Genomic DNA, 26,720 nt, shown 5'->3' on the forward strand with positions numbered 1-26,720 from the left:
TTCACTCTTTCATATATTATAAAAATCTTTTATACACTTTTAAACGACTGACAATTGTCAATCGTTTTCATAAGTTGGGACACTGCTACTATAATGATTTGAGAGCTCAGAAACTTCTCTTCGTTTCTCATCAGCTGAAATATTTAATGCAAATGCAATTCCCAACGATAAGACAAGGAAGGACGACCCTCCTTGTGATAGGAAGGGGAAGGTTACTCCTGTTTCTGGAATAATTCCGATTGCTCCACCCACATTGACAAAGACTTGAACTAACAATAAACCAGATACCCCAATCATAATGAGTGAGTTAAAGGCACTTTTAGCACGAATTCCAACAATTAACATTCTGCTTATCAAGAAAAAGAGAATAGCTAGAATAATAATTCCGCCAATGATTCCTAATTCTTCCACGACAATTGGAAAGATAAAGTCAGTTTGAGCTTCTGGTAAGAAACCATTTTTTTGAATCGAATTTCCTAAGCCACGTCCTGTCCAACCGCCATTAACTATAGCATAATATGAATTAGCTAATTGGTGTCCAGAATTGGCTAAGTCTGTAAAAGGATTAACAAAAGCTTCAAATCGTTTATTGATATAAGCGATGGGTAAGAAACTTGGAATGATATTTCCACCTACAATGAAAAGAAATCCTAAGAAAATGGCCATCAAAGATAGAATTAATTTTGAATAGCCGGAATACCAACGCCAAGATATACCGCTGGCTCCAATCATTATCAAAGCAACTGCAGCAATAATCAAAGTATTACCTAGGTCAGGCATGATAAGGTCAACCAATAAAATGGCAACTACGGGTAATCGCCAACCACCAAACAGTTTCTGAAAGAGCGTCTTTCCTTTAAAAATCTCATTTATATCACGTTTTTCAATTTCTTCTTGTTTTGTTGAAAAAACTGAGGCTAAATACCAGATAATAAAAACTTTGGCAAATTCTGCTGGCTGCACCGTTCCGATTCCTGGAATATGAATCCAACCTCTGGCTCCATTTACGGGTGCTGTCAGAGCAAAACTGGAAGGCATTATTCTACAAAATATTAATGACAGAATCAAAATAACCATTATTGTTCCTATCATTTTTCTATTCTTAAGGGCTCTAAGTTTCAGACGGTAAATCACTGCAATCATAATGAGACTCAATAATACGAATGCTGTTTGGTTAATTACTAATTTATAAGGATTTAATCCTTTTTGTAACTGATCAGGAACCGTGGTTGAAAAAACCATCACAATACCAATTCCTGCAAGAATTAGGTATGGAATCAATATAGAGTAGTTTAAAAAATTATTCTTATTTAAATTCATTATCTTTTTTTCCTCATTCATATTATTATAGCATGAGTTGAATAATTTATAAAGATTTTCAAAGTGCTTATAAGTTTCTACGACCCAAAGATAAGGTATTTCCGAATATATTTTTTAAACTGAATTTTTTCTTTTATAAATAGTCCACAAAATTATGATTAAAATTTTTATCTGTCTCCATCAACTGCTATTATAATGAAAAAATAATGTCTTTTTTTGCATAAAACACCTCTAATGAAATATTGTTTACTTTATTATATAATATTATCACAATTCTTAATAAGTGTACATAGTAAAAACTTATTATAAATAAAAAAAACAGCAAGATAATTCTTGCTGTCTAACCTTCACGATGAAGTGTAACAATTCGTTCTTTGGGACAAAACTTCATTGTTTCAACTTTTTCCGGATGGGTTGCTTTATTTTTGCTACTAATATAATTTTTGTTCCCACAAGAACTACAAATTAGTGTGATTTTTACTCTCATTCCATAATACTCCGTTTCCGCAGATATTTTCGGAAATTAATAAAGGACCAAATAATATTAACAATGACAAAAAGACTTGTCCCTACAATTGCTGCTCGATAACTGATATAACCTGCAATTGCTGATCCGACCAATGGACCGGTTACCATTCCTAAATTAGAACACATTTGTGCGTAAGCAAAAATTCTGCTGACACCTTCTTTGGGAGTAATTTTTGAAAGTAACGAATTTACTGACGGCATCAAAGCACCAGTTCCAAAACCAAGAAGGAAGCGTAATATCCCAAGTTGGAGTGGGCTTTGCACAAAGGCCATTGGTAAATAAATAATAAATGTAAAAACTAGTCCAATCAAAATCAAACGATGTGAACCGTATTTATCTCCTAAACGTCCTAGAAAACTTGATGATAACATTGCCGACAATCCAACTGCTGACACAATTAAACCTGAAATGAACATCAAATTGTTCGTGCTTGTCGTCAGGGTTTTGATATACAAGGTCACAAATGGTTCAATAGATTGCGAGGTGATTTGAATAATAAATGTTGTCACTAATAATCCAAAAAGAATTTGTTTGTTACTGACTTTATTAATAATTTCTTTACTAGATAACATTTCACCCTTAGCAATTGGTTCAAAGTTTTCATGAACAAAGAAAATGGTCAGTAAAGTTGCTAGGGCTAATAGAGCGCCGACAATCAAAAAGACATTTGCCATGCCAAACCACTCAGCTAATAACCCACCAAGTGAAGGACCAATCAGTGTTCCAGAAACCATTGCTGTTGCTAATGTTCCAAGGGCATAGCCTGATTTATCTTTTGGAGCTTGTGAAGCAATCATTGCTGTTGAGTTAGGGATATAGCCTGAGAAAAATCCCATTAGCAAACGTAATCCAAGTAACCACCAAACATTAGGGACAAAAGCTATTCCTCCCATTGTTAGGGTCATGACGATACTGGCACGTACCATCATCACTTTACGCCCATGTTCATCAGCTAAACGTCCCCAAATGGGGGCAACTAACCCTGAAGCTAAGGCTGGCAAAGAAAAAGCTAACCCTGAGTAAAGTTCAACATTTCCACCGCTTACGCCCAGTCCTTGAATATACAAGGGGAGAAAGGGCATGACGAGTGAAAATGATGAACCTACAAAAAAGCAGCCAATCCATGTTATAAATAAATTCCTTTTCCAATTAACTGTTTTCGTGCGATTCACCTCTATTTCTGTTCTTCTATCCTAGCTAGTTCTCGCTGGATTTGTTTTTTTAGTGCTTCAATCGTTCCAGAATTATCCAGAATGACATCAGCGACTTTTTGTTTTTCTGACAATGGCATTTGTGAGGAAATTCGTTTTTTAGCTTCTTTTTCCGTAAACTTATTTCTTGCCATCAGTCTTTCTAATTGTATTTTTTCAGGTAAGCTGACCAACCATATTTCATCAAATCCGGTATAATTGTATTCAATTAATAACGGAATATCCATAAATATTGGCTTATTTACTGACAGATTTTTTCCTTGACTCTTTGAATCAAAATTTTTACTGACAGACTTGTCAGTCATTTTTTTTAATAAGTCATCACGTCTATCATATAATTCTGTACGAATAATTTCATCTTGTAAGTTTGATAATTTCTCGCGCTCTTTTGGATCAGAAAAAACTAAAGCTCCTAATTTTTCACGATTTAACTGTCCATTGTCAGCAATAAAATCTAAACCGTAAGTTTCTACTATTGACTTGTAAAGTTTTCCGCCAGGTTCTTGTAATTGACGGACAACTTTGTCAGCATCAATCACTTGATAACCCTCAGAAATCAAAAAATCAACCACCGTTGATTTCCCACTCGCAATTCCGCCTGTCAATCCAATTACCATTTTCATTCATCTATTTTAGCATAAAATTTAACTTTCTTAAACTAAAAACAATAGTTTTTAACTATTATGATTAATTTTTTCGTAAAAAAAGTCTGTCAGTAAAACTGACAGACCGAATATTCATTAAATTTTAAGAATTAAATGTTTGAAGTATGCATTACTTCTTCATCATCGTTTGAAAGAACTTCATGGAAGACACGTTCAGTTAATTCTTGTTTTTGTTCTGGTGTGAGGTATTTAGTATTGACACAGTAACCAGAGATACGAACGATAACATCTTCACCACGCATGATTTTGTCGTAAACATCTTTAAGGTCCATTACGTTCAAGTTAACGTGTTGACCTGCAAATTCAGTACCATTAATCAAAGCACCTGGTGTGAAGTATCCATCAAGAATTTGAACCAAGTTATCCACTTGTTCATCACGAGTTTTACCAAGTGCACGAGGTGAAACTTGAGTAGTCAATGAAATACCATCATTTGCATCTTTGAATTCCAATTTAGCCAATGAGCGAAGGTTTTGCAACCAACCACCCTTAGCTTTATTAGATGGGTTTGCACCTGGTGAGAAGAATTCAAGTTTAGATTTGTTTACTGTACCATCTTCATTGAGGAATACTCCTTTATGCACTGGAGAATTACCAGTTTGTTTAGAGTAAGCAACGTTAGATGTAATTGTCAAAAGTGAAACAGTAGCTTCAGCATTTTTGTAAAGTTTGTGTGAAGCTAATTTTTCATGGTACATTTTCATGACAAGTTTAGCAATATCATCAGCACGATCATCATCTTCACCATAACGAGGGAAATCACCTTCTACTTCGTAATCGTAGATATAGCCATTTTCATCACGCAATGTTTTAACTTTAGCATATTTAATTGCTGAAAGTGAATCAACTGTATTTGCGAATCCACAGATACCAAATCCCATGTTAGCACGAACTTTAGTAGGCAAGAAGGCCATTTGAACTGCTTCATAGTTATATTTATCAGTCATGTAATGAATGATATTCATTGCATCAACATAAGTATCAGTCAACCAGTCGAGAGATTTGTCAAAGTTTTCCATAACTGTATCATAGTCAAGAATTTCGTCACGAACAGGTTCGATGTCGAATACTTTATAATCTTTATGAACGTCATCATAACCACCGTTCAAACCAGTCAACATTGCTTTCAAGACGTTTACACGCGCACCAAAGTATTGGAGGTTATGACGTCCTTCTTCATTTTCTGGATCAAGTGGTGAGACACAACAAGAGATACATGACATTTCGCCATATCCATCTTTAGCCATTGTTTCAACACCTTCATATTGAATAGAAGAATGCTTGTGGCTCATAGACATTGAATAACGTTTGAATGAGTAAGGAAGTTTAGAATCCCAAAGGACTGTCAAGTTTGGTTCTGGAGCATTTCCGATTGTATCAAGTGTGTTCAAGAAACGGTAGTCCATTTTAGTGACACGGTGACGTCCGTCATTACCCATACCAGCCATAGATGTTGTGATGAATGTTGGGTCACCAGAATAAAGTTCATCATAAGCAGCTGCACGAGCAAATTTCATTGTACGAAGTTTCAAAACGAAATCATCAACAAATTCTTGGATTTCTTGTTCAGTAAATGTTCCACGAGCAAGGTCGCGTTCTGCAAAGATATCAAGAACGATTGGAACACGTCCAAGTGAAGTCGCAGCTCCATTAATGACACGACATACTGCCATATAAGCGATGTTAACCCATTGAATTGCTTCTTTTACGTTCATAGCTGGACGTGAAACATCAAGACCATATAAAGCACCAAAGTTTACAACTTCTTGCAAAGCTTGGTATTGCATATTAATTTCTTCTTTAAGACGAATGTTTTCTTCGTTAATTTCAGTGATTGCATCCCATTCTTTTGCTTTTTCCTTCATAAGGTAATCAGCACCGTAAAGGGCAAGACGTGCATAGACACCAATGATACGTCCACGAGAGTAAGCATCTGGCAAACCTGTTACAGTATGAGCATGACGTGCTTTACGAATTGCTGAAGTATAAGCACGGAAGATTCCATCATTTACAGAAGTCATTGTTTGTGACAAAACATCATGCAAACCTGGGTCAACTGAAAGACCGTGTTCTGTCAAAATCTTTTCAGCAACACGAAGTCCACCTTTTGGCATGAAGTTTAAGCGGAAAAGTTCGCTATTTTGCATCCCATAGATAAGTTCAAGTTCTTTATCATTAGCATCGATATATCCGGCAGGGATTTTATCAATAGAGGTTACGCGGTCAGTATCGAAGGGAAAACCAACTTCTTCATAGTGAGCTTTTGTATCTTCAATAATTTTCTTTACTTTAAGTGTACGTTCTGTTGGCCCAGCAAGAAAGCTTTCATCACCATCATATGGTTTGTAGTTTTCTTGTACAAAGCGAGTAACGCTTGCTTTATCACGCCAGTTGGTTCCTTTAAAACCATCCCAAGCTTGTTCAAAGATATTTTCCGTAACTTCGGTTTTCATTTTGAAATCTCCTTTGTTCTTTCTGTTTCAAATTACAACTTCATTATATCATACAGTTTGAGAATAGCAAACAGAATTCAAGAGAAATTACAGATTCTTTACTAATACAGTTCCAATTATTTTAATATCTGTTATACTTTTTTAAAACGTTTTCATAAATAATTCACAAAATAGTTTTAACAAACATTGCTAACTTCATAATCTGCAATCACTAATTAATTTTTTCACAAAGAGGAAAAAAAATGGAGATTTTTCTCCATTTCATAACATATCTTTTTTATGTAACCACCAAGTGACCCAAACACATAATAAAATTCCTAGAACTAAAATAAGCCAAACCATCCAATTAAAATTTTGACCAGGAATTGGAACATTCATTCCGTAAAAACCAACAATTACTGCTGGAATCCCTAGAACGAAAGTAGCTGATGTCATGATTTTCATGACAATGTTCAAGTTATTAGAGACAATGTTTGAGAACAAATCTCGGAGATTTTCTAGTAACTTGAGCTGAATCTTGGTTTCTGTATAAGCTTGGTCTGTTTCGACAAAAATATCATAAATCTTTTCAGCAAAACCGTCTTCATCATCTTCTCTCAAGTAATCAATAAAATCCTGAAGTACTTGCATATTATTGTGCAAGGCATCTTCAAAATAAATTAAACTTGCTTGAATGGCAATCAAATCAACAATTTGGTCGTTCTTTGTTGAATTTTTGATTCCCTGTTCAAGTCTGCGACGCCTTGTTCGGAAATCTCTCAAATAATCATGGAAAGTGTGTGTCATTTGATACATCACTTGAAAAATAACTTGATGTTTGTAGCGTTTATAATCATATTCACGCTCGAAAATTAAGCCATTATCAATCTCATGATTAAGTGCTAAAATAACCGATTCATTTTTAGTCCAAACCAAAGAATATGGAAAAGTCGCCACTTCTCCATAATTAGAAAGTGCAGGATATTGTAAGAGAATCAGATTATTATCATTATCATCTGTTTCAAAACGGGCATTTTCATAGTCATCCAAAATTCCTGATAAATAGTCAAAAGGGAAGTCATAGTATTCAGAAATATTCCCAATTTCTTCACGTGTTGGATTGAGAACATAGGTGAAATTCTTCATTTCAGAGGTTGAAATTAATTTTTTTTCGTTGGATAGTTCATAATTTTTAATCATTTTCCTATCTATCCCTTCTTTTCCTGATAAAAGAGGATTGGAATCCTCTTAGTGTCCCTTTAATTGTAGCAGATTTTAGACTTTTTTTCCGAGTATTTTATTCTCTACGACTTAAGAAAACATTTACATTAACTATTGGTCTAAAGAATACTTTGTGATATAATAAACTTATTAACTTGAGGAGATTTTTTTTGAAATTCAAACACGAACCCCTAAATTTGTATCTAAACTTTAAAAAATCAGCTGAACAGTTTCCTGATAGCCCAATTATCTTTGATGAGGCTGTTGGAGCTTTCCCTGAACTAGCTCTTGAAACGACTTACCAAAAGACTCATCAAGCAATTGTTGATAAGGCAAGTCTCTTATCTGAGTTGGGAATCAAAAAATCGGATAAAGTCATTATTTTTAAATCAAGTGCTTTTGATACCTATCTTTTAGCTGTTGCTGTTTCTTATCTAGGCGCTGTTCCAGCAATGATTTCTTATCATCTTCCTGCCGAAACAATGGATATTTTAGCTGGACGTTTAGGTAATCCTTGGCTCATTTATGACCAAGTTACTGACAAAACTGTAAATGAAATGAAGAATCTTGAAGATTCTAAAAAACTTTCTGTCAGTAAATTTGCTTTGGAAAAACCTATTCAAATTGCTGACAGTCAGCAATTGGCCAGTGATGAGATTGCTTATCTCACTCATACTTCTGGAACAACTGGTGTACCAAAATTAATCGCTCACTCTGCTAATTCAATGGGTTGGCGTTGGGTACTTCAAAGAACTGTAATGGATTGGATGCCTGATAAGGAAGAAATTTTAGCTTTCCATATTTCTCCTGTTCATTCTCGTTTCAATATAGGGGTTTCATCAGCAATGACCTTTGGGTTTGGACTTATGCCCCTCAATGATTTATCAAAAGATAATCTTGTCAATCTTTTTGCTAAACATCAGCCTTATGCTTTTGAAACACATCCAAACGATTTTGTTCGTCTAGCGAATCTTGCAAAGCAAGAACCTGAGATTTTTGCTTCAATTCGTTACCTTCACTCAACTTTTGATGCAATTAATAAAGAAACAATGCACACTTTTCTTTCTGCCTCTAAGCAAAAAGATCCAGTCTTCCTACAAATTTATGGACAATCAGAATGTGGCCCAATGATTTGGAAAAAGCACCGTTTATCAACTTTAGCAGACACTAATGCCCGTGAAATGGGGATTGGTATGCCTGGATTATCTAAAGCACGTATTGCCGATGAAGATGGAAATGAATGTCCTGCAGGTACGCCTGGAAGAATCCACTTCCTCTCAAAAGGAAGAGCTTTGACTTACTATAAAGAAGAAGAACGTTTTAATAAAGAAGTCTATGGTGACTGGTGGGATACTGGCGATTGGGGTCTCATGAATGAAGACGGAATTCTCTTTTTACATGACAGACAAGTTGATTTAATTGATAAAATTGAATCTAATTTGGCAATTGAAGATCTTCTGTTAGACCAACACGACTTCTTAGATGAAGTTGTGATTATTCGTGATAAATCTGGTAAACCACAACCTATTTTGGCTCTAGCTGAAAATGCGGAAATGGATTGGTCAGCTTGGTGGGCTTCAATTGTTGATTTGCCATTTTTAAATGAACCTATTCTTATGGCTTACGATGAAATTCCTCGTACAGCAACAATGAAAGTTCAACGATTAGCTCTTGAAAGAGAATTGGCTAAATAAGTGTTCCTAATTTTACTGACAAAACTGTCAGCCACTTATACATCAGCAAATTTATTATCAAAACTACTGACAAAACTGTCAGTAGTTTTTTTGCTTAAAAAAATTAATTAATTGATGTTAATCAATTAATTTGTTAGAATTTAATAAATGACACAGTGTCATAAATTGAATGAATTGGAGAAAAAATGCCTAAATCAACCTATTTTAGTCTATCTGACGAAAAACGTAATCGCGTATATGATGCCTGTTTAAATGAATTTCAGACTCATTCTTTTCACGAGGCCAAAATTATGCACATCGTAAAAGCTCTTGATATTCCGAGAGGAAGTTTTTATCAGTATTTTGAAGATTTAAAAGATGCTTATTTCTATGTCCTCTCGCAAGAAACCCTTGAAATCCATGATTTATTTTTTAATTTATTAAAAGATAATTCCATTGAAGAGGCTCTAGATAAATACAAATATCTCCTTCTTGAAAATTTAATTGATTCTCCCCAATACCAACTTTATAAATATCGCTTTTTAGATTGGACTTATGAACTTGAAAGAGATTGGAAACCCCAAAGTTCAGCAACCGTCCCAGCTAGTGAAAATGATAATCCAATTTCACAAGTATTAAAATCAGTTGTTCATAATCTCGTTTATAGATTATTCAGTGAAAATTGGACTGAGAAAACTTTTATTGAAAATTATGATAAAGAAATCAAATTAGTCACCGAAGGTTTACTTAATTATATTACTGACAGAAAAAACTAAAAGGAGATTTTATGTTTTTAGCACTAAGAGAAATACGTTATAATAAAGCTCGTTACACCTTAATCGGAGCTATTATTTTTTTAATCGCTTATGTAGTCTTTATACTGTCCGGACTATCTGTAGGACTTGCCAGTCAATTTAAACAAGCTGTCCTTGATTGGAAGGCCGAAAAAGTCGTTTTATCAACAAGTTCAAATAATATTATTTCTGCTTCACAAATTACTTCTGATGATTTAAGTAATATTCATATAGAAAATGGTTCAGAATTATCATTGTTTTCTACTTCTATGCGCAAATCAAAGAGCGAGCGAGACAATATTGCTATTATTGCCCTGCCTGATAAGTCTAAAATCATGCCAGAAGTTCTTGAGGGAAAAAAATTTACTGACAATCATTTAGAAATGATTATCTCAAAAAAGCTGGCAAATCAAGGATATAAAATCGGTCAAGAAGTTTCCGTGGGAAATAATAATATTAAAATAAAAATTGTCGGAATTTCAAAATCCTCTTCTTATTCTGCATCGCCTGTTATCTATACCTCATTTTCCGCTTTGAATCAGATAAAGTTTGGTGAAAAAAGCACTTCAACTTCTTCTGTTAATGCTGTCGTTGTAAAATCTGGGAAAGTTAAGATTGATTCTTCTATTTCAAATCAATATAAAGTCCTCTCTATTTCTGATTTAATTAACGATATTCCAGGTTATTCTGCTCAAAATATGACACTCAGCGCAATGATTTACTTCTTATTTCTGATTGTACTGTTGATTATTGGAGTCTTTATGTATGTTATAACTCTTCAAAAAGTTCCGATTTTTGGCATAATGAAAGCCCAAGGAATTTCAAATCGCATAATAATGAACTCTTTACTTGGTCAAAGCTTTATCATTAGTTTAGTTGGCGTCTTCGTTGCTTTTATAGCAAGTTATGGAACTAGCTTTATCTTACCCGATGCAATGCCTTTTGAAATTAGTCTTACAAACTGGTTGCTCTATGCTTTAATTCTCATCATCGTATCAATTATTGGGTCACTTTTTTCAATCATTACTATCCGTAAAATTGACCCAACGAAAGCAATTGGAGGTTAAAAATGAAAACAATTCTTAAAATGGAAAATGTAAAAAAATCTTTTGGTAGTGGTCATAATGAGATTCAGGCACTCAAAGGAATTGATTTAGCAGTCAATCAAGGAGAATTTGTTTCAATTATTGGTCCCTCCGGTTCAGGCAAAAGTACATTTCTCACAATTGCAGGTGGTTTACAAAGTCCAACTTCTGGGAACATTTCAATCAATGGCTTAGATTTTACACCATTGTCAGAAAAAAAACGTTCTAAACTTAGATTTAAAGAAATAGGTTTCATCCTCCAAAGTTCTAATTTGATTCCTTATTTGACTATTGAAGAACAATTTCTCCTTATTGATAAAATCAATCACGAAAAACTAACTTCTAAAAAAGGGATTGAACTTCTTAAATCACTTGATATTTTAGACTTAAAAGATAAACATCCTAGTGATCTTTCTGGTGGTGAAAGACAAAGGGCAGCTATTGCTCGTGCTCTCTTTAATGAACCAAATTTAATTTTGGCCGATGAACCAACAGCAAGTTTAGACACTGAGCATGCTTATCAGGTTGTTGAATTATTAAGACAAGAAGCTCATTTGAAGAATAAAGCAACAATCATGGTCACTCATGACCAAAGAATGATTAAAAATAGTGACAGTGTTTATAAGATTGAAGATGGACTCTTATCAAAAATCTAAATAAAATAAAAACTACTAGCTTACTAGTAGTTTTTTCATAGAATATTTTTTATAAAAAATAATCCTTCTCTAAATAAAGAGAAGGATTATATCTAAATCATTCGTTGGTAAACCTTATTTTTTAAGGTTGTAGAATGCTTTAAGACCTTTGTATTGAGCCACTTCAGCCAATTGGTCTTCGATACGAAGCAATTGGTTGTATTTAGCCATACGGTCTGTACGTGAAAGTGAACCAGTTTTGATTTGACCAGCGTTAGTTGCAACAGCGATATCTGAGATTGTTGAATCTTCAGTTTCACCAGAACGGTGAGAAACGATTGCTGTGAAACCAGCTTCTTTAGCCATTTCAATAGCTTCGAAAGTTTCTGTCAAAGTACCGATTTGGTTAACTTTGATCAAGATAGCGTTTGAAGCATTTTCACGGATACCACGTTCAAGGTATTTAGTGTTTGTAACGAAGAAGTCGTCACCAACGAGTTGAACTTTTTTACCAAGACGTTCAGTAAGGATTTTCCATCCATCCCAGTCGTTTTCGTCCATACCATCTTCAATAGTGATGATTGGGTATTTAGAAACGAGTTCTTCAAGGTAGTCAACTTGTTCAGAAGCTGAAAGTTTTTTACCGCCTTCACCTTCGAATTTAGTGTAGTCGTAAACACCGTTTTCGTAGAATTCTGATGATGCACAGTCGAAACCGATCATAACGCCATCTTCACCAGCTTTGTAACCAGCTGCTTCGATTGCTTTAAGGATAGTTTCTACACCGTCTTCAGTTCCGTCGAATTTAGGAGCGAATCCACCTTCGTCACCGACAGCTGTTTCAAGTCCACGAGCTTTAAGAATTTTCTTAAGAGCGTGGAAGATTTCAGCACCCCAACGAAGCGCTTCTTTGAATGTAGGTGCACCAACTGGTACGATCATGAATTCTTGGAAAGCGATTGGAGCGTCTGAGTGAGAACCACCATTGATGATGTTCATCATTGGAGTTGGCAATACTTTAGCGTTGAATCCGCCAAGGTAGTTGTAAAGTGGAACACCAAGTTCATCAGCAGCAGCACGAGCAGCAGCGATAGAAACACCAAGGATAGCGTTAGCTCCCAATTTACCTTTGTTTTCAGTACCGTCAAGAGCGATCATTGCACGGTCAATAGCTTGTTGGTCAGTAACTTCATAACCGATGATAGCTTCAGCGATGATGTTGTTTACGTTGTCAACAGCTTTTTGAGTACCAAGTCCGTTGTAGCGAGATTTGTCGCCATCACGAAGTTCAACCGCTTCATGTTCACCAGTAGAAGCACCTGAAGGTACCATACCGCGACCGAATGCACCGTCTTCAGTGTAAACTTCAACTTCAAGTGTTGGGTTACCGCGTGAGTCAAGGACTTCGCGAGCATAAATATCAGTAATAATTGACATTTTAGTCTCCTTATTATTTTTAAGTGCGTCTGCACTCTTAATACATCTTTGATTTTACTATTTTTTGAAAGATTTTTCAAGTGAAAATCTTCGCAAAGCTAAACTTCAAAAGGTTTTGCGCTTACATTTTGATTTTTTATCTGAACATTAATAAAAAAGGATAGAAAAATCTATCCTTATTTTTTTATTCTGTTTCAATTAAACCATAACGACCATCTGTACGACGGTAAACGACATGGGTTCCGTTACTATCAGCATCTGTAAAGACGTAGAAATCATGTCCCAACATATCCATCTGAAGCACTGCTTCTTCGGCATCCATTGGTTTTAAAGCAACATGTTTAGTACGTACAATATCTACGTGATCCTCAGCAACTTCATCGGCTTTTTCTAATGGTGCAAACTCATCGCCAAAAGCTTGTCCTGTTGGGACAGCATTGCGTGGTTTACGGTTCATACGTGTCTTATATTTACGAATTTGACGTTCGAGTTTTTCTTCAACAAAATCAATTGAAGAATACATATCTTGTGAAGTATCTTCTGCACGTAAAGTGACATTTTTAGCTGGAAGAGTTACTTCAACTTTAGCTCGTTTTTCGCTGTAAACTTTAAGATTAACATAGGCTGTTACTTCATGACCATCGTTGAAATATTTATCAAGTTTTCCGATTTTATCTTCAACATAAGCGCGGATTGCATCAGTCACTTCGACGTTTTCGCCACGGATATTAAATTTGATCATAAGAGTACCTCTTCAACAGTTCTTTTTGTTTCAATGAAGCCCTTAAACTTTTGGAATTTTCAGGACTTCTGAATCTTTTCGAACTGTCCTTTCCTTTATTTCTAATTTAATTATAACATGAAACAGCTTTCATCTCAAACAATTTGAGCGATTTTAATTTTTTTATTAGATGCCCCAATTGAAACATGATTACCTGCTTTGATTTCACCAGAGAGCAATTGTTCACTTAAAAGGTCTTCAACTTCTTTTTGAAGAGCCTTGCGGAGCGGACGTGCACCATATTCTGGGTCAAAACCTACCTCAGCAATTAGTTTCACCGCTGACGGTGTGAGTTTCACATGAATATCTTGTTCTGCCAGACGTTTAATCAAAGATTTACTCATAATTTTAACAATTTGTTCAATCTCTTGACTTTCCAATGAGTGGAAAACAATATTTTCATCAATTCGATTAAGAAACTCAGGACGATAATGACGTTTAAGCTCTTCTAATATTCTTGATTTCATGGCTGAATAATCAGCTGTGATATTTTTAGCGCCAAAACCAACTGTCTTATCATCACGAAGAGCAGTCGCTCCCAAGTTTGAAGTCATGATAATAATTGTATTTCTGAAATCAACTTTACGACCTTTAGTATCAGTCACAAAGCCATCATCTAGAATTTGCAACATGATGTTGAAAACGTCAGGATGAGCTTTTTCGACTTCATCTAAAAGAACAACAGAATAAGGTTTATTACGAACGCGTTCTGTCAATTGACCACCCTCATCATAACCTACATACCCTGGAGGAGCTCCAATCAAGCGTGAAGTCGAATGTTTTTCCATGAATTCACTCATGTCAACACGAATCATATTATCTTCACTACCAAACACACTGTCAGCCAGTGCTTTAGCAAGTTCGGTTTTACCAACCCCTGTTGGTCCAAGGAACATGAAAGAACCCATTGGACGACGGCTGTCAGCAACACCGGAACGTGCCCGACGAATGGCTCTTGAAACGGCAGAAATAGCTTCTTCTTGTCCAACAACTCGTTTATGTAATTCTTTTTCAAGATTGATTAAACGATCACTTTCAGACTTAGTCATTTGTGTGATTGGAACACCTGTCAGTGTTGAGGCAACAGCAACAACAGCTTGGTCAGTAACTTCTTGACGTTTATCTTCTTTTACTGAGAATTTATAAATCTTGTCAGCAATTTTTTCAACTGCTTTTTCTTTTGTACGAGACGCTTTAATATCAAGTTTAATGACAGCTTCTGATAATTCTTCTTGAGCTTCCGCTAATTCTTTTTCTAAATCAAGACGTTTTGTTTGTTGATTTTTGACAGAAATTTTCACTGCTGCTGCAGCTTCATCAAGTAAATCAATGGCTTTGTCAGGCAATTTTCGGCTAGTCATATAACGAACACTGAGCATTACAGCACTTTTAATGGCTTGGTCAGTAAATTTCACTTGATGATAGTCTTCAAATTTTTCACGTAAGCCTTGTAAAATAGCAATCGCTTCATCTGGACTTGGCTCATCAACATTTATTCTCGCCAAACGGCGTTCTAAAGCTTCATCTTTTTCAATATATTTTTGATATTCATGATAGGTTGTTGCTCCGACCATTTGAAAATCACCACGAGCAAGCGCTGGTTTCAAAATATTTGCGGCATCATTGACAGAATCCATACCGCCACCAGCACCGATGATTGTGTGTAATTCATCAATGAAAATAATGACATCTGGATCACTGCTAACTTCTTCAACAATAGCTGTCAAACGATCCTCAAATTCACCTCTAAATTTTGTCCCAGCAACAACAGTCGCCATATTCAAGGCCATAATTCGACTATTCATCAAACCAATTGGAACTTGACCATTGACAATTCTTTGGGCCAAACCTTCAATAATTGCTGATTTCCCAACACCGGGCTCTCCAACTAAGACAGGATTATTTTTTGTTCTGCGGCTGAGAATATGAATCAAACGGTCAATTTCAGCTTCTCGTCCAATCATTGGGTCAAGTTTACCCAAGCGAGCTTCTTCGGTTAAATCTGAGGATACAGAGTCTAACGTTGGCGTCGTTGAATTTTCTGCAACTCCCTTTGCCATCTTACGTTTTGACATTGGAGTCACAGCTTTTTTACTTTCTGGAACTTTGAGTCCAGTTCTTTTCTCAAGCTCTTTTCGCAAAGATACAATATTGATTTTTTGTAATTTTAGAAGTTGAAGACCAAATCCATCTTCTACTTGAAGTAGGGCATAAAGCAGGTGTTCTGTTCCAACGGCTTCTGAGTTATTATGAATTGCTAAAAAACTTGCCGCAGTCATCACTTCTTCTGCACGAGGTGAAAAACGTAAAGTTGAACGTTTGACCTTAACATGACTTGATAAATCCTCTAAATCAATCAGTAAGTCAGAAGAATCAACATTCATTCCTGCAAGAAGGCTGTAAGCAATTGAGCCTGAGGTCGTTGCCATTGCAGCTAGTAAATGAGCACTTTCAATGGTGCCATATTGATATTGGTGAGCATACTCTTCCGCTTTTTCTAAAATTCGGTCAAGCGTTGGTGTATATTTTATATTTTCAAATTTCATCGTCACGGTCCAATCTGTTTATTATACTTTTCATCATTATACCACGAGTAAAGGGACTAATGGCTCCGTCAGTAATGACTAACAAAAGTAGATTTCCCTCACGTTCTGTCAGTACTTTCTCATCAAAGAGAAGTTGAACGATATCATGGGCAGCTTTACTTGAGAGATTAGCTGGAACCTTCTGGTAAAGAGCCGTTAAGAATTCATGACGAGCAGAATATTGATACTTAACAATTTTGATGTAGCCACCGCCACCACGTTTTGATTCCACATCAAAGCCTTTTGAGGCCGTAAATCGTGTTTTTATCACATAATTAATCTGACTCGGCACGACATCAAATTGATTGGCTAAGTCCGCTCGTTTAATTTCAATGACTTGTGCTTCTTCTAAAAGCTTTCTCAGATAAGCTTCGATAATATCTGATGTATTTTTTTGACCTGCCATCGCTCCATCCTTTCTTTCATCCATTTTCTAAATAATCTTTGACTATTACTGACTATTATACCTGAAAAATATTATTTTTACCAAAAATAGCAATTTTAACTTACTGACAGACTTAAGCGTTGAAAAATAAAAAAACCGTTACTGACGGCTTTTTTACTTATTATATTCTAAAATAATTAGTCAACTTTTACAATTTTAACTGTCATTTCGCCAACTGGAAGTGGTACATTTACGATGTCTCCAATTTTTTTACCAATCAAAACTCGAGCAATTGGTGATTCATTAGAAATTTTTCCTGAAAATGGGTCAGCTTCAGCAGTACCAACAATTTGATAAGATTCTTCGTCAGTTTCGCCAACTTCAACAAAAGTTACGTTTTTACCAAGTGCTACTTCGTCTTTAGCAATTTTTGCGTTATCAACAATTTCAGCATAACGAATCATTGTTTCAACAGTTGAAATACGTCCTTCGATAAAGGCTTGTTCATCTTTAGCTGCTTCGTACTCTGAGTTTTCTGAAAGGTCACCATAGCTACGAGCAACTTTGATACGGTCAATGACTTCTGGACGTTTCACAAGTTTTAAATTTTCAAGTTCTAATTTTAATTTATCAAGCCCTTCTTGGGTCATTGGGAATGTTTTTTCCATTATATTTCTTTCCTTTTTTATAAACTTTTTTCTCTTTTAATCAAATCTAAATTAATGATAGCTTAGCTACTTATCTTATCATTCACATATTTTTGAACATTTGCATTTTGTTCAGCTAATGTTTTCGCAAAATAAACTTTTCCTGTTGTCACATCAGCAACAAAGTAGAAGTAGTCATTTTGAGCAGGATCAAGTACTGCTTTAATAGATGACAAACTTGGACTATCAACAGGGCCAGGGCCAAATCCAGTATTTGTGTACAAATTATATGGCGAATCTAGGTTGGTGTCAATATTAGCATCCTCTGAAAGACTTGTTTTTTCACCAAGTTTACCTTCGGCATAAAGAATTGACAGATTAGAACCCAAAGTCATTCCAGCATTCATACGATTATAGAAGGTTCCAGCAACGTTGCGTCGGTCATCATCATTGTTGGCTTCTTTTTCAACCAAAGCTGCTAAACTCAAAACTTCATTGACAGTCAAATTCTTTTGAGCGATTGTATCATAGTAAGGAGTGAGTTGAGTATTGGCTGCTTGAATCATATTTTCAATGACTGATTCAACTGTCGATGATTTTGTGTAATCATAAGTCGCTGGGAACAAGTAACCTTCTAACTGATATTTGATTCCTGAATCTTTTGTTGGCAAGCTTGCGAACAGTTTAGGATAAGCCTTAACCATTTTAGCGATAAAGGTTGGGTCTTGAACGGTTTTCATGAAGTCTGCTTCAGAAAATGGCGTTTTTGCATTCTTTTCATTGCTTCCACTATTAACTGTCACAGCTTTAGCAATTTGTGTTAGCGTATAGCCTTCAGGAACTAAAATTTTACCTAAAGTTGGAGCAACAGGTTTTTCTGTTCCGCCTTCTTCAAGTTTGCTAGCAATCGTAGATAAGCTCATGTTTGGTGCAAGATTATAATAGCCGCTTTTAAACTCTGAATAATTTTTAAATTTTGTATAATACTGAAAAACCATTCCATTTTTAATAATGGATTGTCTTTGCAAAATTTCACCAATTTGCTTACTACTTGAACCAGCAGGAATATTGATTGACTTAGCTGTTGCATTCTTAGAATCCAGAGGTTGAATGCCAGATTTTACAAAGTTATAGCCATACCAACCAGTTCCTCCAACAACTAAAACTAAAAGAACAACAATCACAGCAATGATTTTTCCTGCTGTTACTTTTTTCTTTTTCTTATTTTTGTTCTTATTCTTATTTTTGTTCTTATTCTTGTTTTTCTTGCTCAAAGAAGTTTTTTTAGAAGGACTATTGGTTCTTCTTGAAGGTTGATGTTTAACCATTTTTTCTGATTCTTTTTTTTCCAAAAATTGTTCTTGTTCAATTTTTTCATCTTGAACTTTTGGTTCACTTCTTGAAAATTGAGGAGGAATATCTTGGCTTTGAATTTCCTCAGAAACCACTCCATCTAAATTTTGACGCAATGAATCGCCTTCTTCTGGAAGGTTTTCATTTTCTACAAAAGGTTCTTCTTCGTTTTCATCCGCTGCTGGAAAATCAAAGACGGGAAGTTTGAAAGGTTCAAGATCAACTTTCCTTGGTTCGATTTTTCGCTCAGATTCTTCTGAGTCGCTCCTGCTGGGACGTTCGAAATCTTCAGGGTCTGGGAACTTAGTTTCTGCTTGTTTCGCTGCATTTTCTTCAAGTTGGCGAAGTATTTTTTCTTTAAAACTTCCTCGAGAAAATTCAGTTGTTTCTTTGTCCACCAAATTTTTTCTCCTTATGATTAGCTTTCGCTCAATAATAAAATTTTACTTTTCCTAATTGTAACCGTTCTTTTAATTTTTTACAAATAAAAAGAGAATATTCATAAAAGTGAGGCTGATGCCTCACTTTTTATGTGTTTTAGTCTTCATCAGTATCGTCTGAATCATCTTCATCGTCTTCTACATCGATGTCAACTTCTTCATCTACATTATCAAGTTCAACTTCCGCAAGTTCTGCGTCATAAGCAGCGACGTCATCTTTATCTTCGTCTTCTGCTTGAGTATCGTATGACATGTCTTCTTCAGTTGTTTCTTTTGCGCCTTCTTCATCTTCTGGATCGATTTCGTCTTCGATACCAAAAGCATTGACTTTTTTACGTTTTTTAGCTGGTTTTTCTTCTTCTTCGTCTTCAATTTCATCAAGAGCGATAACTTCTTCGTCAATCTCATCAATGGCGTACCATGAACGAAGTGCCCAGATATTATTTCCTAATGGAATGAAACTTCCGTCTGTATTGATTTCTGTATAAAAACGAGAAATACTAGCTTTAATTTCATCATCTGATTTTTCCAAATAATCTTGAATCGCTCTGATGATTTCAGAGAATTGCATTTCTTTGCCATTTTGCTCCAATAAAGCATGAGCAACTTCAATCATTGAAAGTTCTGAGATTTTTTGTCCTTCTAAGGCTGTAATTTTCAAGTTTTTACTCTCTCTTTTCCTAATATAAAATATAGGCTCATTTCCTAAAAAACGAACGCTATGTGGATTTTCTTTTTATAGTGTATATCAAAATTAGCTTGCTGTCAATATTTTACGCCAAAAAACCTCTGTTTACTTGCTTTTAGCTTAACTATACTCTCTTGTTTTTATCAAAAGAATACTAATAACATTTATTGGCTACCGACAGTAAAGAAATTAATAGTGCATTAGAACTTTATAATCGTAATCTCCGATTTTTTCGCGACCTTTAAGTTCATCAAGTTCGATAAGGAACGCACATCCGACAACAATTCCACCCATTTTTTCAACAAGTTCAATTGTAGCGGCAATTGTTCCACCAGTTGCAAGCAAATCATCAACAATCAAGACACGTTGTCCTGGTTTGATGCTATCTGAATGCATTGTGAGTGTGTCTGTTCCGTATTCTTTTTCGTAAGTTGCTTCAATGACTTCACGAGGTAATTTACCAGGCTTACGAACTGGGGCAAATCCTACACCAAGTGCAAAAGCAACTGGACATCCAATGATGAAACCACGTGCTTCTGGACCTACAACCATATCTATTTCTTTATCTCTTGCATACTGAACAATTTCGGTAGCAGCATAGTTATAGGCATTTCCGTCTGCCATCAAAGGGCTGATGTCGCGAAAAACTACGCCTTCTTTAGGATAGTTTTCAATTGTTGCAATATAGTCTTTTAATTCCATGTTTTTGTTACTGACAGAATTGTCAGTGCTCCTTTTTTCTAACATAAGTTCGTTATTTTTACTGACAGCTTTATTATTATGAGTATAGCTGATTTCGTCAGTAACTTTTTATAAAAACGAAATTATTTTTCTAATAAATTTTGATAAATTTCTTTGACGGGTGCTAAAGCAAAAAGTTCTTGCATTTTTACAATTTTTTCTAGTTCTTGATAAATTGTACTCTCAGAAATTTCGCGTTTATCGGCCGTCTTATTAACGGTCATTAAGCCATTGTCAATGCTGACAAATTCAAGTTCCTCAAAGATTTTTATCATCTTGACAAGCAAGAGATGAGGGATTTTCAAATAATCCGCAAGTGATTTTAATTTATAGCGAATATCAAATTCTGGAAATTGATAAATTGCTTTATAAAGTCTTGCAAATTCTTCTCGTGTTCCACTTCCTGTTAAATAATAGCTATCAGTGATTTTATTTTTAAAATAAATCATTTTAAAATCATCCGACGCTGCTTTACTGACAGCTTCTTTTAATACTGACAAACCTGCTAAATCTCCAGGTGTCTCTTCGATGACAAGCACATCTTCCATTATACCATGTTTTAGCTGATTTTGAGAAAAAATATTGGCCTCTTTTGGGATAGGAATTTGTTTACTTCTTATATCAAGAAGTTCGACACCAACTGAATCAGCATCTTCAATCATTAATTGAAGACTCGTATTTCCATTCCAACTATTACTTGAAAGTGTTGCGACTAATTTTGTTTGTGCCTGTTCGAATTCCAATTCTTCTGAACCATGTTGGAAATAAACGGCATCAATTTGTTGCTTTTCTTCCTGAATTTTTAATTTAAGATGAGCATTGTCTTTCCCCATACTTCGGCTTTGAATCACCTTATAATCTTCGATTAAAAATCGAGGCTTAGGATTATCCATGCCAAAGGGAGCCAATTTTGCTAAATTAGTGATTGTTGAGAGCGAAATATCGTCTAAGTGGCAACGGTCAGCAACTTCTAAGGCACTTTTTTTAGACATATCTAAATGATTGTCCACGATATAATCAATCATCGCCTTTTTAACTGCTTCTACGTTTTCCAGACTTAAAGTCATCCCTGCGGCTTGTTTATGACCACCAAAAGCAATAAAAAGTTCACGATGGGCATTTAATGCCTTGAAAATATCAAAATTTTCGATTGACCGAGCAGACCCACGCAAAATCCCATCTTCTTGGGCCAGCATGATTACTGGCTTATGTATGGCTTCTAGCAAGCGACCCGCAACAATTCCTAAGACACCTTTATGCCAGTCCTTATGATATAAAATCTGAACAGGTTCATCTGTCAGCATACTCAGAGCTTCATTGTGAATTTTTTCCACAATTTCTTTTCGCTCTGAATTTTTTTGGTCAATCATTTTGGCAATTTCATGCGCTTCATCTTCATCCCAACCTGTCAGCAATTCAATGGCTGGGTTTGGGTCATCGAGACGTCCCAAAGCGTTTAAACGGGGAGCAATTTGAAAACCAACTGTTTCCTCAGTGATTTTATCAAAATCAACCCCGGCATACTTCATTAATTCTTGTAGGCCGGCACGCTCTGTTTGGGCCAAAACTTTTAGACCATGAGCCACTAAAATTCGGTTTTCATCAGTCAAACTGACCATGTCAGCAATTGTACCAATTGCAACTAAATCAAGCATTTCACTGGGTGCATATTCTAAAAGAGCACAGGCAACTTTGAAGGCGACACCAACTCCTGCCAAATATTTGAAAGGATATTGACTGTCAGGATGTTCGGGGTGGACAATGGCATAAGCAGGGGGAAGTTGGTCAGGAATTGAGTGATGATCGGTAACAATTACATCCACTCCATTTTCCTGTGCCCAGGTAATTGCCTCCAAGCCAGCAACCCCATTATCTACAGTAATAATAAGATTGATATTTTCATTCTTAATATAGTACTGATAAACGTCAAGATTTGGCCCGTAACCGTCAGTAAAACGATTAGGTAAATATACTTGAACCTCAGCTCCCAATTCATCCAGAGCAGATTTCATGACAGAAGCCGCGGTCATTCCGTCAGCATCATAGTCCCCATAAATCAAGATATTTTCACCTTGCTCAATTGCTGATAAAATACGCCCTGTTGCTTTTTCCATATCATGAAGCAGAAAAGGGTCATGTAAATTTTCTAAACTTGGCTTTAAAAATTGCTCAATTTCAGCTTCTGCATGAATTCCTCTTTGATAAAGCACGCGACTTGTCAATTCATCTAATTTATGTTTTTTCGCTACTTTCAGAAAATCTTCGGAAACGGCTGTATCTGCCACTTTCCAATCATATTTTGCTTTTATCATTTTAATTCTCTTTATCTTTTTTATGCTCAATTCAATTATTTTAGCATAAATTACTCGAAAAAAATGGCTAAGTTTAGGATAATTTTTATTATATTTAAAAAAGTCCTAAACATTTCTATAATTTACTGACAGAAATTGTATTAAGCTTCTGTCAGTAATAAAATTCTATTTAAAATTAAAAAATTTGGCAGATATAAAATCAAAAAGTGAAGGAAAAATAGCTCGCAATTTGGCAACTGTGGATAAAGTCCAAGGTAAATTGATTTCTCTTTTCCTTTTTCCTAAGTTATTCACAACTTTGTCAGCAACTTTGGATGCTGAAATTGCATTTTCCCCCACTTTTTCCAGATAATCCCCATTATCCTTATGAAATTTTGTTCTAACTGGTCCTGTATTCACAGTAGTCACGATTAATTGTGGATTTTCCATGCGCAAAGCATCTGAAAATGTAATCAAAGCCGCTTTAGAAGCAGCATAGATGGTTGATTTTCCTGTTGGCAACTTCCCAGCAATTGAAGCAATATTAATCAATTGGACTTTCGGTTCTAACTGTCTGGTCAACTGGATAGGCATTAAAGTATTAATGACAAACTGCTCTGCAATTTCCCCATCAGTAAGTTCAGTGAACTCTTTAAAAATACCAAAACCAGCATTATTAATCAAAATATCCACATTAAAAGATTGCTCATTTGTCAAAAGTTCATCATTGGTCAGTAAAGTGGTATTTTCAAGTTGACCGTAGAGTTCAACTAGAGAATTACGACTGCGTGAAACCAAAATTAAATGATTACTATCTTTAGATAAAGATTTGACAATTTCTTTAGCAATATCACCAGTTGCACCTGTAATTACAATATTTCTAACCAATTTTTTCCTCGTAAAAATCCTTAACCACAAAAGTGTTGGAATGAACAGTTTGTGCCTCACGCACCAATTGTCCAACCAAAGGTCCAACATAGCGTGCACTAATATGAGTCAATAACAATCGATTAACTCCGGCTTCTTTGGCGACGTCTGCTGCTTGTTTAGTCGTTGAATGACCATGTGCTTTTGCCATTTTACTTTCATTTGCTTCATAAGTTGCCTCATGAACCAATAAGTCTGCTCCATAAGCTAAGCGTACTGCAACATTCGATTTTCTTGTATCGCCTAAAATCGTGACTATTTTACCAGCTTTATCCGCTCCGATATAATCTTTAGGATCGAAAGTTTTTCCTTCGTACTGAACAATCTCACCTTTTTTTATTTTACCAAAAAGGGGTCCGAAAGGAAGCCCAGCTTCTTTTAAAGCATTGGCATCGAGTTCACCTATTCGATTTTTTTCTACGACGCGATAACCCAAGCAGAAAATAGTATGGTCAAGCAAATCTGTATGGACTTCAAAACTATCATCTTCAAAGATTTTTCCAGCCGAATCAATTTCATGAAAATTGATACGATAAGCTAAGCGTGAACCCGAGATTCTAAGAGCGGTCAAAACAAAATCTTTAATTCCCACAGGGCCATAAAGCTCCAAATCAGTTTGTTCATCTGAACTTTGAAAACTTCTACTAGACAAAAAACCAGGCAGGCCAAAAATATGATCCCCATGTAAATGTGTAATAAAAATCTTAGTAATTTTTCGTGGCTTAATTGTCGTATTTAAAATTTGATGTTGCGTTGCTTCACCACAGTCAAAAAGCCAAATTTCATTACGCTCATCAAGCATTTTCAAGGCAATTGCCTGAGTGTTTCTTGATTTAGAAGGCTGACCAGCCCCAGTCCCTAAAAATTGGATTTCCATTGAACCTCCATCAGTTTCAACTCACCTTAAGGCAAATTAAAACTTTATTTTCTCAAAAATGAGAATTATTTTCCAAAACAAGAAAAGATTGTGAAACTTCCCCACAATCTTTTCTTCAATAAATTAGTGACCCGTGCTGGGCTCGAACCAGCGACCCTTTGATTAAAAGTCAAATGCTCTACCAACTGAGCTAACGAGTCATGCTTAAAGCGTCATTTTCACGACGAAATATATTATAACACAGACTTTCTGAAATTTCTAGTCTCAGCTGTAATTTTTTTATTTTTTTAAATTTATTATTTATTTATCTCTGATAATGGCCACACACATGTCCAATTAATCATTTTTTTTCATCATCAAAGGGCAGTAAAAAATGTGACCAATCCAAAAATTATACCTGGAAAGTTTGCCGTTGCCAAGGCTAAATCTCTAGGCTTTTTGCCAATTCCATAAGTGACCCAAAGTGTACAATTAATTGCAGCAACAAGGGGTTGAATAGGATTTCCTTTCATTCCACTAAGATTGTTAGCAATTTGCGGAAGATATGACACATACATCATTACCGACATCCCAGTCGCTACCCAACTTAAATACTTAATAAATTTCTCTTGATTCATAAAAGCCCTCCTGTAAAATGATAATATCAAAAAACTCTCGGTTTCATTCTAACTATTTTTTAAATTTAAAACCTAGTCATTTTACCTTCGAGTCAATATCTTATTATAACATATTTAGGATTCTATAAAACGCAGTCATTGGCACATGTTTAGCACAAAAACAATAAAAGCCGCTCAACCGAGCGGTTTATTTACTTAATTAAATGCGTCCGGAGGGAATCGAACCCCCATCTCAAGAACCGGAATCTTACGTGATATCCATTACACTACGGACGCGCTACAATCACTTTATTCTACCTAATTTCAAAAAAAATTGCAAGAAGGAGCTTGCTATAATAAAAAGCTATCCATCGATAGCTTTTTATTTTTACTTTATTTACCTGCTTTAATGGCTGATAAAATCTGAGTCCTTAAACTTTCTGCTCCTTCAGCTCCGCTTGGAAGGAAAATGGTTGAATTTCCACCTGCAGCAAATTGATTCAAGGTATCTAAATATTGGTTAGTTAACAAAATCGCCATAATTTGTTCTTCATCAAGCGCCACACCAAGCTTTTTGATTTCGGTAATTTGTTGAGCCAAACCGTCAACAATAGCCTTACGTTGTTCAGCAATCCCTACCCCATGCAGACGGTCTTTTTCAGCTTCTGCTTCAGCGGCAGTTACAACTTGAATTTTATTAGCATTTGCCAACATTTGGCTGGCATCTTGTTTACGTTGTGCCGCATTGATTTCATTCATAGATTGCTTAACTTCAGCATCAGGTTCTACTTTAGTAATCAATGTTTTTACGATAATATAACCGTAAGTTTGCATTTCTTCAGCAACTGTTTTTTGAACTTCAAGAGCGATTTCATCTTTTTTCTCAAAAACATCATCCAAAGTCAATTTTGGTACTGCTGAACGAAGGGCATCTTCAATATAAGCCTTAATTTGTTCACCTGGATTCATTAACTTATAGTATGCATCTTTGATGGATTGTTCGTTTACTCGATATTGCGTTGCAATATTCATCGTAACAAAAACATTATCCGCAGTTTTAGTTTCAACTGTCATCTCTGTTTGTAATAAGCGCAATTGAACTCGAGCAGCAATCCGATCAATTCCCCAAGGAAGTTTCAAATGAAAACCAGGGTTTGCAGTAAATTGATACTTCCCAAAACGTTCAACAATTGCAACAGTTTGTTGTTTAACAACAAATACAATTGTACTCAAACTAAAGATTAAAATGAGCAGGATAATTGCTAAAACAACGAGTGGAATAAAAATCATAAAAGTTCCTCCTTATATTTGACCAAAAGTTACTGACAAACTTTTCTGTCAGTAATTATGAAAAATTCAGTCTTATTAATTACTGACAGCATCGCCAGTAACCGTTTTCACATAGTC

Annotated in this window: 23 protein-coding genes and 2 tRNA genes; 4 read left to right on the forward strand and 21 right to left on the reverse strand. The window is 35.4% G+C overall.

What is annotated here, in order from left to right:
- Window positions 1-57: 57 nt before the first annotated feature.
- From IAE52_RS08375 to IAE52_RS08400, 6 genes are all read right to left on the reverse strand, one after another.
- On the reverse strand, window positions 58-1,320 hold the full coding sequence (locus tag IAE52_RS08375) for an FtsW/RodA/SpoVE family cell cycle protein (protein ID WP_012897351.1): 1,263 nt from the start codon (window positions 1,318-1,320) through the stop codon (window positions 58-60).
- 340 nt (window positions 1,321-1,660) lie between these two features.
- The gene (gene rpmG / locus IAE52_RS08380; protein WP_003129585.1) at window positions 1,661-1,807 is read right to left on the reverse strand and encodes a 50S ribosomal protein L33; all 147 of its coding nucleotides are present in this window, start codon (window positions 1,805-1,807) and stop codon (window positions 1,661-1,663) included.
- On the reverse strand, window positions 1,804-3,021 hold the full coding sequence (locus IAE52_RS08385) for a multidrug efflux MFS transporter (RefSeq protein WP_012897350.1): 1,218 nt from the start codon (window positions 3,019-3,021) through the stop codon (window positions 1,804-1,806). The genes rpmG and IAE52_RS08385 overlap by 4 nt, the downstream gene beginning before the upstream one ends.
- Window positions 3,022-3,023: 2 nt before the next feature.
- On the reverse strand, window positions 3,024-3,683 hold the full coding sequence (coaE, locus tag IAE52_RS08390) for a dephospho-CoA kinase (protein WP_109990682.1): 660 nt from the start codon (window positions 3,681-3,683) through the stop codon (window positions 3,024-3,026).
- 131 nt (window positions 3,684-3,814) lie between these two features.
- A complete protein-coding gene (gene pflB, locus IAE52_RS08395) occupies window positions 3,815-6,178 on the reverse strand; it encodes a formate C-acetyltransferase (RefSeq protein WP_039114795.1) in 2,364 nt (787 codons plus the stop codon).
- A 261-nt stretch (window positions 6,179-6,439) separates the two neighbouring features.
- Entirely contained in the window at window positions 6,440-7,357 is a 918-nt protein-coding gene (locus IAE52_RS08400) for a magnesium transporter CorA family protein (RefSeq protein WP_003129577.1), read from the reverse strand.
- 191 nt (window positions 7,358-7,548) lie between these two features.
- On the opposite strand from IAE52_RS08400, the gene IAE52_RS08405 reads away from it, so the two are divergent.
- The 4 genes from IAE52_RS08405 (at window position 7,549) to IAE52_RS08420 (ending at window position 11,586) form a co-directional block, all read left to right on the forward strand.
- Window positions 7,549-9,072, forward strand: coding sequence for a class I adenylate-forming enzyme family protein (locus tag IAE52_RS08405; protein ID WP_109990681.1), 1,524 nt, complete (start codon window positions 7,549-7,551; stop codon window positions 9,070-9,072).
- Between the two features lie 185 nt (window positions 9,073-9,257).
- Window positions 9,258-9,827: a TetR/AcrR family transcriptional regulator gene (locus IAE52_RS08410; protein ID WP_012897348.1), complete on the forward strand. Its 570-nt coding sequence runs from the start codon at window positions 9,258-9,260 to the stop codon at window positions 9,825-9,827.
- 11 nt (window positions 9,828-9,838) lie between these two features.
- Window positions 9,839-10,912 carry an ABC transporter permease gene (locus IAE52_RS08415; RefSeq protein ID WP_003129569.1) on the forward strand — a complete coding sequence of 358 codons (1,074 nt, stop codon included), beginning with the start codon at window positions 9,839-9,841 and terminating at the stop codon, window positions 10,910-10,912.
- 2 nt (window positions 10,913-10,914) lie between these two features.
- Entirely contained in the window at window positions 10,915-11,586 is a 672-nt protein-coding gene (locus IAE52_RS08420; RefSeq protein WP_017864216.1) for an ABC transporter ATP-binding protein, read from the forward strand.
- A gap of 114 nt (window positions 11,587-11,700) precedes the next feature.
- Here IAE52_RS08420 and eno read toward each other — a convergent pair whose 3' ends face one another.
- The 15 genes from eno to IAE52_RS08495 all read right to left on the reverse strand — a co-directional run bounded on the left by eno (window position 11,701) and on the right by IAE52_RS08495 (window position 26,603).
- A complete protein-coding gene (gene eno / locus IAE52_RS08425) occupies window positions 11,701-13,002 on the reverse strand; it encodes a surface-displayed alpha-enolase (protein WP_010905473.1) in 1,302 nt (433 codons plus the stop codon).
- A 184-nt stretch (window positions 13,003-13,186) separates the two neighbouring features.
- Window positions 13,187-13,744, reverse strand: a complete 558-nt coding sequence (hpf, locus tag IAE52_RS08430) for a ribosome hibernation-promoting factor, HPF/YfiA family (RefSeq protein ID WP_003129564.1) — start codon at window positions 13,742-13,744, stop codon at window positions 13,187-13,189.
- A 134-nt stretch (window positions 13,745-13,878) separates the two neighbouring features.
- Window positions 13,879-16,329, reverse strand: coding sequence for an ATP-dependent Clp protease ATP-binding subunit (locus tag IAE52_RS08435; RefSeq protein WP_012897346.1), 2,451 nt, complete (start codon window positions 16,327-16,329; stop codon window positions 13,879-13,881).
- Entirely contained in the window at window positions 16,319-16,774 is a 456-nt protein-coding gene (locus IAE52_RS08440) for a CtsR family transcriptional regulator (protein WP_010905471.1), read from the reverse strand. The genes IAE52_RS08435 and IAE52_RS08440 overlap by 11 nt, the downstream gene beginning before the upstream one ends.
- A 176-nt stretch (window positions 16,775-16,950) precedes the next feature.
- Window positions 16,951-17,424, reverse strand: coding sequence for a transcription elongation factor GreA (greA, locus tag IAE52_RS08445; protein ID WP_033899645.1), 474 nt, complete (start codon window positions 17,422-17,424; stop codon window positions 16,951-16,953).
- Window positions 17,425-17,483: 59 nt separating this feature from the next.
- Window positions 17,484-19,154, reverse strand: coding sequence for an endolytic transglycosylase MltG (gene mltG / locus IAE52_RS08450; RefSeq protein ID WP_200136774.1), 1,671 nt, complete (start codon window positions 19,152-19,154; stop codon window positions 17,484-17,486).
- 136 nt (window positions 19,155-19,290) lie between these two features.
- Window positions 19,291-19,854 carry a DNA-directed RNA polymerase subunit delta gene (rpoE, locus tag IAE52_RS08455; RefSeq protein WP_012897344.1) on the reverse strand — a complete coding sequence of 188 codons (564 nt, stop codon included), beginning with the start codon at window positions 19,852-19,854 and terminating at the stop codon, window positions 19,291-19,293.
- A gap of 216 nt (window positions 19,855-20,070) precedes the next feature.
- Window positions 20,071-20,583, reverse strand: a complete 513-nt coding sequence (locus IAE52_RS08460; RefSeq protein ID WP_012897343.1) for an adenine phosphoribosyltransferase — start codon at window positions 20,581-20,583, stop codon at window positions 20,071-20,073.
- A 122-nt stretch (window positions 20,584-20,705) separates the two neighbouring features.
- Window positions 20,706-22,934: a single-stranded-DNA-specific exonuclease RecJ gene (gene recJ, locus IAE52_RS08465; protein WP_109990680.1), complete on the reverse strand. Its 2,229-nt coding sequence runs from the start codon at window positions 22,932-22,934 to the stop codon at window positions 20,706-20,708.
- 165 nt (window positions 22,935-23,099) lie between these two features.
- Complete coding sequence (locus tag IAE52_RS08470) at window positions 23,100-23,801, reverse strand: SDR family oxidoreductase (protein ID WP_200136775.1); 702 nt, start codon at window positions 23,799-23,801, stop codon at window positions 23,100-23,102.
- On the reverse strand, window positions 23,794-24,717 hold the full coding sequence (gene rnz, locus IAE52_RS08475) for a ribonuclease Z (protein ID WP_003129545.1): 924 nt from the start codon (window positions 24,715-24,717) through the stop codon (window positions 23,794-23,796). The genes IAE52_RS08470 and rnz overlap by 8 nt, the downstream gene beginning before the upstream one ends.
- A 127-nt stretch (window positions 24,718-24,844) precedes the next feature.
- Window positions 24,845-24,917, reverse strand: a tRNA-Lys gene (locus IAE52_RS08480).
- A gap of 156 nt (window positions 24,918-25,073) precedes the next feature.
- The gene (locus IAE52_RS08485) at window positions 25,074-25,334 is read right to left on the reverse strand and encodes a SemiSWEET family transporter (protein ID WP_003129544.1); all 261 of its coding nucleotides are present in this window, start codon (window positions 25,332-25,334) and stop codon (window positions 25,074-25,076) included.
- Window positions 25,335-25,538: 204 nt separating this feature from the next.
- Window positions 25,539-25,610 (reverse strand) — tRNA-Arg (locus IAE52_RS08490).
- 96 nt (window positions 25,611-25,706) lie between these two features.
- Complete coding sequence (locus tag IAE52_RS08495; protein ID WP_003129543.1) at window positions 25,707-26,603, reverse strand: SPFH domain-containing protein; 897 nt, start codon at window positions 26,601-26,603, stop codon at window positions 25,707-25,709.
- Between the last annotated feature and the right edge of the window lie 117 nt (window positions 26,604-26,720).

It is taken from the genome of Lactococcus sp. S47 (assembly GCF_016517475.1).
In the GTDB taxonomy this organism is placed as follows: Bacteria; Bacillota; Bacilli; order Lactobacillales; family Streptococcaceae; genus Lactococcus; species Lactococcus lactis.

What these genes read in the sequence shown, in the direction of transcription:
- IAE52_RS08375 (WP_012897351.1), bottom strand. Translation starts at nt 1,320, where the DNA reads ATGAATTTAAATAAGAATAATTTTTTAAACTACTCTATATTGATTCCA.
- rpmG (WP_003129585.1), bottom strand. Translation starts at nt 1,807, where the DNA reads ATGAGAGTAAAAATCACACTAATTTGTAGTTCTTGTGGGAACAAAAAT.
- coaE (WP_109990682.1), bottom strand. Translation starts at nt 3,683, where the DNA reads ATGAAAATGGTAATTGGATTGACAGGCGGAATTGCGAGTGGGAAATCA.
- pflB (WP_039114795.1), bottom strand. Translation starts at nt 6,178, where the DNA reads ATGAAAACCGAAGTTACGGAAAATATCTTTGAACAAGCTTGGGATGGT.
- IAE52_RS08400 (WP_003129577.1), bottom strand. Translation starts at nt 7,357, where the DNA reads ATGATTAAAAATTATGAACTATCCAACGAAAAAAAATTAATTTCAACC.
- IAE52_RS08410 (WP_012897348.1), top strand. Translation starts at nt 9,258, where the DNA reads ATGCCTAAATCAACCTATTTTAGTCTATCTGACGAAAAACGTAATCGC.
- IAE52_RS08415 (WP_003129569.1), top strand. Translation starts at nt 9,839, where the DNA reads ATGTTTTTAGCACTAAGAGAAATACGTTATAATAAAGCTCGTTACACC.
- IAE52_RS08420 (WP_017864216.1), top strand. Translation starts at nt 10,915, where the DNA reads ATGAAAACAATTCTTAAAATGGAAAATGTAAAAAAATCTTTTGGTAGT.
- eno (WP_010905473.1), bottom strand. Translation starts at nt 13,002, where the DNA reads ATGTCAATTATTACTGATATTTATGCTCGCGAAGTCCTTGACTCACGC.
- hpf (WP_003129564.1), bottom strand. Translation starts at nt 13,744, where the DNA reads ATGATCAAATTTAATATCCGTGGCGAAAACGTCGAAGTGACTGATGCA.
- IAE52_RS08435 (WP_012897346.1), bottom strand. Translation starts at nt 16,329, where the DNA reads ATGAAATTTGAAAATATAAAATATACACCAACGCTTGACCGAATTTTA.
- IAE52_RS08440 (WP_010905471.1), bottom strand. Translation starts at nt 16,774, where the DNA reads ATGGCAGGTCAAAAAAATACATCAGATATTATCGAAGCTTATCTGAGA.
- IAE52_RS08460 (WP_012897343.1), bottom strand. Translation starts at nt 20,583, where the DNA reads ATGGAATTAAAAGACTATATTGCAACAATTGAAAACTATCCTAAAGAA.
- recJ (WP_109990680.1), bottom strand. Translation starts at nt 22,934, where the DNA reads ATGATAAAAGCAAAATATGATTGGAAAGTGGCAGATACAGCCGTTTCC.
- rnz (WP_003129545.1), bottom strand. Translation starts at nt 24,717, where the DNA reads ATGGAAATCCAATTTTTAGGGACTGGGGCTGGTCAGCCTTCTAAATCA.
- IAE52_RS08485 (WP_003129544.1), bottom strand. Translation starts at nt 25,334, where the DNA reads ATGAATCAAGAGAAATTTATTAAGTATTTAAGTTGGGTAGCGACTGGG.
- IAE52_RS08495 (WP_003129543.1), bottom strand. Translation starts at nt 26,603, where the DNA reads ATGATTTTTATTCCACTCGTTGTTTTAGCAATTATCCTGCTCATTTTA.